The organism is Kitasatospora sp. NPDC059571, assembly GCF_042735675.1.
In the GTDB taxonomy this organism is placed as follows: Bacteria; Actinomycetota; Actinomycetes; order Streptomycetales; family Streptomycetaceae; genus Kitasatospora.
The window spans coordinates 1-10,555 of sequence record NZ_JBHWBW010000260.1; the positions used below are offsets into that span (position 1 = coordinate 1).

8 protein-coding genes and 1 pseudogene are annotated in these 10,555 nt (G+C 74.1%); 6 read left to right on the plus strand and 3 right to left on the minus strand.

Annotated elements, in window-relative coordinates; translation table 11 throughout:
- Positions 1 to 180 precede the first annotated feature (180 nt).
- Positions 181 to 1,668 (minus strand): annotated as a pseudogene (gene miaB, locus ACFV0G_RS25060) (tRNA (N6-isopentenyl adenosine(37)-C2)-methylthiotransferase MiaB); the annotation flags it as partial.
- 73 nt (positions 1,669 to 1,741) lie between these two features.
- Here miaB and ACFV0G_RS25065 point away from each other — a divergent pair.
- Positions 1,742 to 2,764, plus strand: a complete 1,023-nt coding sequence (locus ACFV0G_RS25065) for a TAXI family TRAP transporter solute-binding subunit (RefSeq protein ID WP_380552082.1) — start codon at positions 1,742 to 1,744, stop codon at positions 2,762 to 2,764.
- Here ACFV0G_RS25065 and ACFV0G_RS25070 read toward each other — a convergent pair.
- Positions 2,754 to 4,202, minus strand: a complete 1,449-nt coding sequence (locus tag ACFV0G_RS25070; RefSeq protein ID WP_380552085.1) for a sensor histidine kinase — start codon at positions 4,200 to 4,202, stop codon at positions 2,754 to 2,756. The genes ACFV0G_RS25065 and ACFV0G_RS25070 overlap by 11 nt on opposite strands.
- Before the next feature lie 5 nt (positions 4,203 to 4,207).
- Positions 4,208 to 4,981 carry a response regulator transcription factor gene (locus ACFV0G_RS25075; protein ID WP_380552088.1) on the minus strand — a complete coding sequence of 258 codons (774 nt, stop codon included), beginning with the start codon at positions 4,979 to 4,981 and terminating at the stop codon, positions 4,208 to 4,210.
- 450 nt (positions 4,982 to 5,431) lie between these two features.
- Here ACFV0G_RS25075 and ACFV0G_RS25080 point away from each other — a divergent pair, with 450 nt between their 5' ends.
- The 5 genes from ACFV0G_RS25080 to ACFV0G_RS25100 form a co-directional block, all read left to right on the plus strand.
- Entirely contained in the window at positions 5,432 to 6,208 is a 777-nt protein-coding gene (locus tag ACFV0G_RS25080) for an amino acid ABC transporter ATP-binding protein (RefSeq protein ID WP_380552091.1), read from the plus strand.
- Between the two features lie 153 nt (positions 6,209 to 6,361).
- Entirely contained in the window at positions 6,362 to 7,267 is a 906-nt protein-coding gene (locus ACFV0G_RS25085) for a glutamate ABC transporter substrate-binding protein (RefSeq protein WP_380552094.1), read from the plus strand.
- Between the two features lie 45 nt (positions 7,268 to 7,312).
- A complete protein-coding gene (locus tag ACFV0G_RS25090) occupies positions 7,313 to 7,957 on the plus strand; it encodes an amino acid ABC transporter permease (protein ID WP_380552097.1) in 645 nt (214 codons plus the stop codon).
- Complete coding sequence (locus ACFV0G_RS25095) at positions 7,954 to 8,790, plus strand: amino acid ABC transporter permease (RefSeq protein ID WP_380552100.1); 837 nt, start codon at positions 7,954 to 7,956, stop codon at positions 8,788 to 8,790. The genes ACFV0G_RS25090 and ACFV0G_RS25095 overlap by 4 nt, the downstream gene beginning before the upstream one ends.
- A gap of 95 nt (positions 8,791 to 8,885) precedes the next feature.
- Positions 8,886 to 10,555 (plus strand): FAD-dependent monooxygenase (locus ACFV0G_RS25100; RefSeq protein WP_380552103.1); only part of this gene is annotated, 1,670 nt, incomplete at its 3' end.

A 10,555-nucleotide genomic window follows, 5' to 3' on the forward strand; every position in this document is an offset into this window, starting at 1 on the left:
GGCGGTGATGGCCTCCTGCGCGATCCCGGGCTGGTTCGGGGCGGCCGCCGGGGGGGGGGGGGGCGCGCGCCCGCGGCGGGGGGGGGTGGGCGGCCCCACCCCCCCCGCTCGGGGGGGGCGCGCCGCCGCGGGGCGCGCCGGGGGCGGCCGCCGGCCCGCCCCGGTGCACGGGCTGCGTCTGTCGCAGCCGCAGCCCGGCGCCGCGGCGGCCGGGGCGGGCGCCGGGGCGCCGATGGTGGGCAGGCCCAGCATCACTCCCGCGGGCTTGGCCGCCGGGGCGGCCTGCCGCTTCTCCCACGCGTCGCCGGCCCGGGTGCGGCGCACGGCGAGCGCCGGGCCCTCCGCGAGCAGGTGGTGCGGCGCGGCGTAGGTGATCTCCACGGTGACCATGTCGCCGGGCCGGACGGGCTCGGCGGGCCGGGTGAAGTGCACCAGGCGGTTGTCGGGGGCGCGGCCGGAGAGCCGGTCGGTGCGGTCGTCCTTCTTGCCCTCGCCCTCGGCGACCAGGATCTCCAGTGTCCGGCCGACCTGCTTCTTGTTCTCCTCCCAGGAGATCTCCTCCTGGAGGGCGACCAGGCGCTCGTAGCGGGCCTGGACGACGGCCTTGGGGATCTGGTCCGCCATCTCGGCCGCCGGGGTGCCGGGCCGCTTGGAGTACTGGAAGGTGAAGGCGTTGGTGAAGCGCGCCTCGCGGACGACGTGCAGGGTCTGCTCGAAGTCCTCCTCGGTCTCGCCGGGGAAGCCCACGATGATGTCGGTGGAGATCGCGGCGTCCGGCATGGCCTCGCGGACCTTGCGGATGATGCCGAGGAAGCGCTCCTGCCGGTACGAGCGGCGCATCGCCTTCAGCACGGTGTCCGAGCCGGACTGCAGCGGCATGTGGAGCTGGTGCATCACGTTCGGCGTCTCGGCCATCGCGGCGATCACGTCGTCGGTGAAGTCGCGCGGGTGCGGCGAGGTGAAGCGGACCCGCTCCAGGCCCTCCACCTGGCCGCAGGCGCGCAGCAGCTTGGAGAAGGCCTCCCGGTCGCCCAGGTCGGAGCCGTAGGCGTTGACGTTCTGGCCGAGCAGGGTGACCTCGACGACGCCCTCGGCGACCAGCGCCTCGACCTCGGCGAGGACGTCGCCGGGACGGCGGTCCTCCTCCTTGCCGCGCAGCGCCGGGACGATGCAGAAGGTGCAGGTGTTGTTGCAGCCGACCGAGATCGCGACCCAGGCGGCGTACGCGGACTCGCGGCGGGTGGGCAGGGTGGAGGGGAAGGTCTCCAGCGACTCGAGGATCTCGACCTGGGCCTGCTCCTCGACCCGGGCCCGCTCCAGCAGGGCGGGGAGGTGGCCGATGTTGTGGGTGCCGAAGACCACGTCGACCCACGGCGCCTTGCGCACGATGGTGTCGCGGTCCTTCTGGGCCAGGCAGCCGCCGACGGCGATCTGCATGCCCTTGTGCGACTGCTTCACGGGCGCGAGCCGGCCGAGGTTGCCGTACAGCTTGTTGTCGGCGTTCTCCCGCACGGCGCAGGTGTTGAACACCACCAGGTCGGCGTCGGCGTCCTGGCCGGCCTTGGCGTAGCCGGCCTCCTCCAGCAGCCCGGACAGCCGCTCGGAGTCGTGGACGTTCATCTGACAGCCGTACGTGACGACCTTGTAAGTTCGCAAGCTCTCCTCCATACCCACGACAGCAAGGGTACGGGCACCGCGACGGCCCTCCCGCCGGGCGGCCTCGCCTGGCAGTATCCCCTGCATGGCCCTCACCTCGCTGCCCGTCGCCCTCGGCGCGGCCGTCCGCCGCGCGGCCCGCTGCCGCCCGCTCGCGGCCGTGCTCGCCCTGCTGGTCACGGCCGGGCTCGGCGGCTGGTGGCTGGCCACCGACTCCGGCCCCGGCTACCCGCGCGGCCAGGTCAACTTCGCCACCGGCGTGCAGCGCGGCGTCTACGACAAGTACGGGCAGCTGCTGCAGGGGTACGCGGCGACCGCGATGCCCGGCGTGCACCTGCGGCTGGACAGCTCCCAGGGGTCGGTCGACAACCTGGAGCGGGTGGTCTCCGGCCGGGACGACTTCGCGATCGCCACCGCGGACTCGGTGGCCGGCTTCGACAACCCCGCCAAGGGGCGGCTGCGGGCGATCGCCCGGCTCTACGACGACTACCTGCAGCTGGTGGTGCCGGCCGACTCGCCGGTGCACAAGACCTCCGACCTGCGCGGGCTGCGGGTCGGCGTGGGCCAGGAGAAGTCCGGCGTGAACCTGGTCACCCGCAAGCTGCTCGCCGCCGCCGGACTCGACCTCGACAAGGACGTCCGCCCGGCGCTGCTGGGCGTCGGCGACGCCGCCGACCAGCTGCGCAGCGGCAAGCTGGACGCGTTCTTCTGGTCGGGCGGGCTGCCCACCGGGGCGCTGACCGACCTGTCCGAGCACTTCCCGATCCGGATCGTGCCGCTGGCGGACCTGTCGGAGTCGCTGCACCAGCTGGAGGGCAACGAGACGGACGCCTACCGGGCGGCGACCATCCCCAAGGACGCCTACCCGAAGGCGGAGCCGGCCGGCACGGCGGTGCCCACCGTCGCGGTGCCGAACCTGCTGGTCACCCGGGACGACGTCGACCCCGGGCTGGTGGAGGCGATGACCCGGACGGTGATCGACAGCCGGGACACCATCGGCGCGGTGGTGCACGCGGCGCAGCTGGTGGACCTGCGCACCGCGGTCTACACCGACCCGCTGCCGCTGCACGAGGGCGCCCGGCGGTTCTACACCTCGATCAAGCCGTGACGCCGCTGCGCTCCCGGTTGCGGGGCACGGTGAGGACCACGGTCAGGCCGTTCGGCTCGGCGGGGGCGAAGTCCAGCGAACCGCCGCCGGCCAGCAGCAGGGTGCGCGCGATGGACAGGCCCAGCCCGGAGCCGTCCACGTTCTGATGGCGGGGGCTGCGCCAGAACCGGTCGCCGATCCGGGCGAGCTCCTCCTCGGTCAGGCCGGGCCCGGAGTCGGTCACCGAGACCGCGATCTCCTTGCGGCCCGGGGTGACCGCGACCGCCACCCGGCGGCCGGCCGGGGTGAACTTCAGCGCGTTGTCGAGCACCGCGTCCAGGGCACTGCCGAAGCCGATCGGGTCGGCCCAGCCGTGCGCGAGCGCCGGGCCGTCCCAGGCCAGCTCGACGGAGCGCTGGACGGCGACCGGCCGCCAGGCGTCCATGCGGGCCAGCACGAGCGCGGTCAGGTCGACCGGCTCCGGTTCGGGGCGGGCGTGCTCGGCGGTGGCCAGGCCCAGCAGGTCGTCCAGGACCCGGGCGAGCCGGGCGCCCTCCTCGCGGACCGCGCCGATCTCGTCCTGGTGGCCGTCGGGCAGTTCGAGGCCGAGCAGCTCGACCCGCAGCAGCAGGGCGGCGAGCGGGTTGCGCAGCTGGTGCGAGGCGTCCGCGACGAAGGCCCGCTGCTGGTCGATGGCGAGCACCACGTTGTCGGCCATGTCGTTGAACGAGCGGGCCAGCCGGCGCAGCTCGGGCGGGCCGCCGCTGGCCGCCACCCGGGCGTTCAGCCGGCCGGTGGCGATGTCGTGGGTGGCCCGGTCGAGGGTGCGCACCGGCCGCAGCACCCAGCCGGTGAGGCGGACGGCCAGCAGCACCGCGACGATCATGGCGAGGGCCTCGCCGGCGGCGATCCAGAGCCAGCGGTGCAGCACCCGGGCGCGCATCGGTCCGGTCGGGGACTCGGTGATCACCACCGCGACCACGTCGCCGTCGCGGACCACCGGCAGGGCGACGGTCAGCGTGCGGTCCGGCGTCCAGGGCCAGACCTGCGGCGGGTTGTGGCTGCGGCGGCCGTCCAGGGCCTCCTGGAAGGCCTGCGCGCCGACGCCGTCGCGCGGCACCGTCCAGTCGTCCGGGGCGACCGCGACGGCCGTCCCGTCGCGCTGGAAGATGCCCACCCGCACGCCGTACAGGTCGTGGTAGCGGGCGGCCTCGATGGCCAGCACGTGCAGCCGGGTGGTGTCGCCGGCGACCGGCTGGGTGTCGCCCTTGACGGCGGTGTCGGTGCCGGGGCGGCCCTGGGTGGGCAGGTCCTGGGCGAAGCGGGCGATGTCGTCGATCCGGTCGACGACCACCCGGCTCTGCTCGGCGGCGGCGACGGCTGCGGCGAGCGGCAGCCCGAGGGCCGCCAGGACGCAGGCCATCAGGGAGAGCAGGATGCCGAGCAGGCGGTTCTGCACGAGGGTCAGCGCTCCGCGGCGGCCGGGTCGGCGGCGTCGCCGGCGGGGCCGGCGCCGGGCGCGGCCCCGTCGGCGGCCGGCTCGGCGGGCTGCTCCGGGATCAGGCGGTAGCCGACACCGCGGACGGCCTCGACCAGGCCGGGCAGGCCGAGCTTGGTGCGCAGCGAGCCGATGTGCACCTCCAGGGTGCGGCCGTTGCCCTCCCAGCCGCTGCGCCAGACCTCGCTGAAGATCTGCTCGCGGCGGTAGACCACGCCGGGGCTCTGGGCGAGCAGCGCGAGCAGGTCGAACTCCTTGCGGGTGAGGGGGACGTCGCGGCCGTTCACGCTGACCCGGCGGCGCTCGCGGTCGATGACGATGCCCCGGGACTCCAGCGGGCCGCCGGCCGGCCGGTCGGCGGCGGCGCCGGCGGGCAGGCCGCGGCGGGCCACCGCGTGGATCCGGGCGAGCAGCTCGCCCATGTCGTAGGGCTTGGTGATGTAGTCGTCGGCGCCCAGGTTGAGGCCGTGGATGCGGGAGCGGATGTCGGCCCGGGCGGTGACCATGATCACCGGTATGCCGCTGCCGGCCCGGATCCGGCTGCACACCTCGAAGCCGTCGCGGTCGGGCAGCCCGAGGTCGAGCAGCACGACCCGGAAGGGCTCGCTGCCGTCCGGGACGAGGGCGTCCAGCGCCTCGTGCCCGCTGCGCGCGTGCCTGACCTGGAAGCCGTGCCGGCCCAGGACCGCGGTCAGCGCCGCGGCGACGCGGTCGTCGTCCTCGACGAGCAGCAGTCGCATCCGTGTCCTCCTCTTCCCCGGCCGTGCCGGAGTCACTACCGCCCCCGTGCCGGCCCCGGTTCCCACCGGGCCCGACCATGCGGTTCGGAGTATTGTGCCGTCCACCGCCGGGAGCGGGACAGTGAGCCGGTCGGCACCGCGCCGCCCCTGGCATCCACACCCATCGGACCATCCCGGTCAACCCCCGGCCGACGGGCGGGTGCGACCGTTACCGAGCCGATACCGGCGCGGGAGCCCGGACGCGCCGCCGGCGGCGCAGCGCACGGTCACCGTGCGTGGCCGGATCGTGATGCTCAAGTTCCGCTCAGATCGACTGACATGGCGCCGTCGGGACTCCTAGGGTCGGCCCCACCGGGGGCCGCGGGCTCCGCCGGCTCCGGCCCCCGGCACCACGAGCACTGCCGCCCCGGGGAGTTCGCCCCGGGAGCCGACACGAGGGAGCACCGCGCGATGACCGAGACCACCGCCGCCGACGCCGCCGCGGCGGCGCAGGCCCCGCTGGTCGTCCTGAGCGGTGTCAACAAGCACTTCGGCGCGCTCCACGTGCTGCAGGACATCGACCTGAGCATCGGCCGGGGCGAGGTCGTGGTGCTGATCGGCCCGTCCGGCTCCGGCAAGTCCACGCTCTGCCGGACGATCAACCGGCTGGAGACCGTCGACTCCGGGACGATCACCGTGGACGGCCGCCCGCTGCCCGCCGAGGGCCGGGAGCTGGCGCGGCTGCGCGCCGAGGTCGGGATGGTGTTCCAGAGCTTCAACCTGTTCGCGCACCGGACGGTGCTGGAGAACGTGGTGCTCGCCCAGGTCAAGGTGCGCAAGGTGCCGCGCGCCGAGGCCGAGCGGACCGCCCGCGAGCTGCTGGACCAGGTCGGGGTGGCCGCCCAGGCGGACAAGTTCCCCTCCCAGCTGTCCGGCGGCCAGCAGCAGCGGGTGGCGATCGCCCGCGCGCTGGCGATGAAGCCGAAGGTCATGCTCTTCGACGAGCCGACCTCGGCGCTCGACCCGGAGATGGTCAACGAGGTGCTGGAGGTCATGCGCCGGCTCGCCGCCGACGGCATGACGATGGTGGTGGTCACGCACGAGATGGGCTTCGCCCGCTCCGCCGCCAACCGGGTGCTGTTCATGGCCGACGGCCGGATCGTCGAGGAGAACACGCCCGACGCCTTCTTCACCGCGCCGCGCTCGGACCGCGCGAAGGACTTCCTGTCCAAGATCCTGCACCACTGAGCGCAGATCCCGCACCACTGAGCGCGGCCTGAACCCGCATCAGGAATGATCCACTACGGCCGGGCCCGAGGGGGTGCCCGGCCGCAGTCACGAACGTCCCGCCCAGCGCGCCCCGGTCGCCCGGGGGCCGAAACCCTAGGGGAGTCCACTCTCATGAGGACCCGTCGCACGATCGCCGCCGCCCTGTCGGTGCTCGCCCTGACCGCCGTCGCCGCCTGCGGCAAGGAGGGCTCGCCCTCGACCGGGTCGGACGCCGCCGCGCCGAAGCTGCCCACCTACCAGGTCAACAACACGGCGAAGCTGGACGGTTCGCCGACCTGGCAGGCGGCCAAGAAGCGCGGCAAGCTGGTCATCGGCGCCAAGTCCGACCAGCCGTTCCTCGGCTTCGAGGACACCTCGACCAACACCCGCAACGGCTTCGACATCGAGATCGCCAAGATGATCGCCGCCGACCTCGGCTTCTCGCCGGACCAGATCGAGTTCAAGACGGTCGTCTCGGCGAACCGCGAGACCGCCATCAAGGGCGGCGACATCGACTACTACGTCGGCACCTACAGCATCAACGCCAAGCGCAAGAACGACGTCTCGTTCGCGGGCCCGTACTACATCGCCGGCCAGGACCTGCTGGTGCGCAAGGACAACACCGAGATCACCGGCCCGGAGTCGGCGGTCGGCAAGAACGTCTGCACCGTCACCGGCTCCACCTCGATCGACCAGATCGAGAAGTACATCGGCAAGGGCAAGGCGATCCACTACGACACCTACGCCCTGTGCGTCGAGAAGCTGCTGACCGACGAGATCGACGCGGTCACCACCGACGACGCGATCCTCAAGGGCTTCGGCGCCAAGAACGCCGGCAAGCTCAAGGTCGTCGGCAAGCCGTTCTCCACCGAGAAGTACGGCGTCGGCCTGGCCAAGGACGACAGTGTGCTGCGCAACGCGATCGACGACGCGCTGAAGGCCCACGAGGACAACGGCGACTGGAAGAAGGCGTACGACGCCACCCTCGGCCTGTCCGGCTCGCCCGCCCCGGCCGCCCCGGCGCTGGAGCGCTACTGACCCCGGTGACGACCGGCTGATCGACGAGAGAGGAGGGCCGCCGGCGTGGGCCTGCTGTTCGACAACTTCGCGCTCTTCCGCGACGGTTTCCTGACCACGGTGGAGCTGAGCGCGGTCAGCGCGTTCTTCGCGCTGCTGCTCGGCACCGTGCTGGCGGCCTTCCGGGTCTCCCCGGTGCCCGCGCTTCGGGTGTTCGCGACCGTGTGGGTGAACGTGTTCCGCAACACCCCGCTGACGCTGCTGTTCCTCGCGGTGGTCTTCGGGCTGCCGCACCTGGACGTGCACCTCGACAGCTTCACCTTCGCGGTGATCGCGCTCAGCGCGTACACCTCGAGCTTCGTCTGCGAGGTGCTGCGCTCGGGCATCAACACCGTGCCGCTCGGGCAGGCCGAGGCGGCCCGCAGCCTGGGGCTGACGTTCGGGCAGACGCTCGGGCAGGTGGTGCTGCCGCAGGCGGCGCGCACCGTGCTCGGCCCGATGAGCAGCGTCTTCATCGCGCTGCCGAGGAACTCGGCGATCGCGGGCGCGTTCAGCGTCTCCGAGCTCTACAGCGTGCAGCAGACTCTGACCGACAAGGGGTACGCGATCGTGGGGATCTTCTTCTGGACGGCCCTGGCGTACCTGGTGATGAGCTTCACCGTCCGCGGCGTGTTCCGCCTGCTGGAGACGCAGCTGGCGGTGGCCCGATGAGCACCGCGACCCGCACCGCCGCCACCGTCCTCTTCGACGCCCCGGGCCCGAGGGCCCGGCTGCGGTACCGGCTGTTCGGCGTCCTCGCCCTGGCGGGCATCGCCGGACTGTTCGGGTACGCCTACGTGAAGCTCGCCGACGCCGGCCAGTTCGACGCCGAGCTGTGGTCGGCCTTCCAGTACAAGGCCGTCCAGCAGCGCATCCTGGACGGGGCGCTGGCGACCCTGAAGGCCTTCGGCCTGGCCGCCGCCGGCTCGCTGGTGCTGGGTGCGCTGCTGGCCGCCGGCCGGCTCTCGGACCACCGGCCGGTGCGGGCGGTGTGCGGCGGGGTGGTGGAGTTCTTCCGGGCGATGCCGCTGCTGATCATGATCTTCGCGCTGTACCGCGGGGTCTTCAGCGCCGAGCCCCTGTGGGCGCTGGTGGTCGGCCTGACGCTCTACAACGGGGCGGTCCAGGCGGAGGTGATCCGGGCCGGCGTCCACGCGGTGCCGCGCGGGCAGAGCGAGGCCGCGTACGCGCTGGGACTGCGCAAGACCCAGACGATGACGCTGGTGCTGGTGCCGCAGGCCGTCCGCTCGATGCTGCCGGCCATCATCGGCCAGCTGGTGGTGACCCTGAAGGACACCTCGCTGGGCTTCGTCATCACCTACCCCGAGCTGCTGTACGCGGGCAAGATCATCGCGTCCAACTCCCCGGGCTACCCGTACATCCCGATGATCATGGTGATCGGCCCGCTGTACGTCGGCCTCTGCCTGATCCTCACCGCCGTCGCCCGCCGGCTCGAGGCGCGCAGCCGCCGCGGCGCGAACCGGCGCACACCGGCCGCTGCTTGACGCCACCCCGGGTGATCTGTTGCATTGCTGTTCGTGACACCACCCGGGACCACCCACGCGGCACATGCTGATCCTGCGCGTCCGGAGGTCCCCGCGTGGACCCGGTGATCGTGGTCGGGGCCGGGCCGGTCGGCCTGGCCCTGGCCCTCGCCCTCGCCCGGCACGAGGTGCCCAGCATCGTCCTCGACGAGGGCGCCGGCGTCAGCCCGGAGAGTCCCCGCACCGTCGTCCTCGGCCCCGACAGCACGGCCTTCCTCGGCCGGCTCGGCTACGGCCGGGCCGGCTCCGACGCCGCCGCCTGGGACGCCTTCACCATCTGGCGCCGGCGCGCCGAGGTGCTGCGCATCCCGCTCGACGGGGAGCCGGTGCTGCACCTGGCCCAGCACCGCCTCCAGCGCGGACTGCTCGACGCCGTCACCGCCACCCCGCTGATCCAGCTCGTCCCGCTCACCCGGGTCGTCGAACTCGAACAGGACCGCGACGGCGTCGGCGTCCGCACCACCGGCACCCGCGACAGCAGCCGCACCTGGTGGCGCGGCAGCCACCTGGTGGGCTGCGACGGCGCCCGCTCCACCGTCCGCAAGCTGCTCGGGATCCGCTTCCCCGGGCGGCCCGCCGTCGACCGGCACGCGGTGGCCACCGTCCGGGTCGACCTGCCGTTCCCCGGCGAGGCCCGGCTGCACCGCGAACCCCCGTGGCGCGGCGACCGCGAGGCCTCCGCCCGGCCGCTCCCGGACGGCCTCTGGCGACTCGACTGGCGGCTGCCCCCCGGCCGGCCGGCCCCCACCGAGCCGGTCGACCCGCACGCCACCTGGCCCGGCATCGTCACCGGCGACACCCTGCTCGCCCGGGTGCGGGCCACCCTCACCGGCTGGTGCGGCGAACTGCCCCCGTACGAACTGCTCGCCGCCGCCGACCACACCGCCCAGCAGCGGCTCGCCGCCCGCTTCCGCTCCGGCCGGTGCTTCCTCGCCGGCGACGCCGCCCACCTGCACGGCGCCCTCGGCATGCAGAACCTCGCCGACGGCCTGCGCGACGCCGACAACCTCGCCTGGCGCCTCGCACTGGCCTGGCACCTCCACGCGGGCGGCCCGCAGCCCGGCGGCTCGCTGCTCGACGGCTACGAGAGCGAACGCCGCGGCGCGGTCGGCGCCCGGCTGCGCGCCGTCGACCAGGCGATGCCGCTGCTGCGCCCGCTGCGCGGCTGGCAGCAGACCCGGCGCTCACTGCTCACCGGCTCGTTCCGCAAGCACGCCACGCTGCTGGCCGACGGCCAGCTCGGCACCGGGCGCTTCGGCGGCGCACCCGCCTACCCGGCCGCGCCCTCCGGCGTGCCCGGCCGGGTGCCCGTGCAGCGGGCGCCCGGGCGCGGCACCGCGCTCACCGAGAACCTGCCCCCCACCGCGCCCGGCGTCCTCGTCCCGGACCTCCCGGTGGTGACCGCCGACGGCACCGCCGACCGGCTGCGCGCCCGGCTCGGGCTCGGCTTCCTGCTGCTGCTGGTCGCCCCGGGCACGGCGGTCTGGTCCTCCCGGCACTGGCTGGGCGCCGGGATGATGCCCCGGCTCACCGAGGTCGCCGAGGCCCTGCCGGTGCCCGCCGAGGTGCTGGTGACCGAGGAGTACCCGGGCGCGGAACCGCACACCGTGCTGCTGATCCGCCCCGACGGCCACCTGGTCGGCACCACCCAGGGCTGCCGCGCCGAGGACCTCACGGCGCTGGCCGACGGCGCCCGCGGCGGGCCGGCCCCGCTCACCCGGGGCGA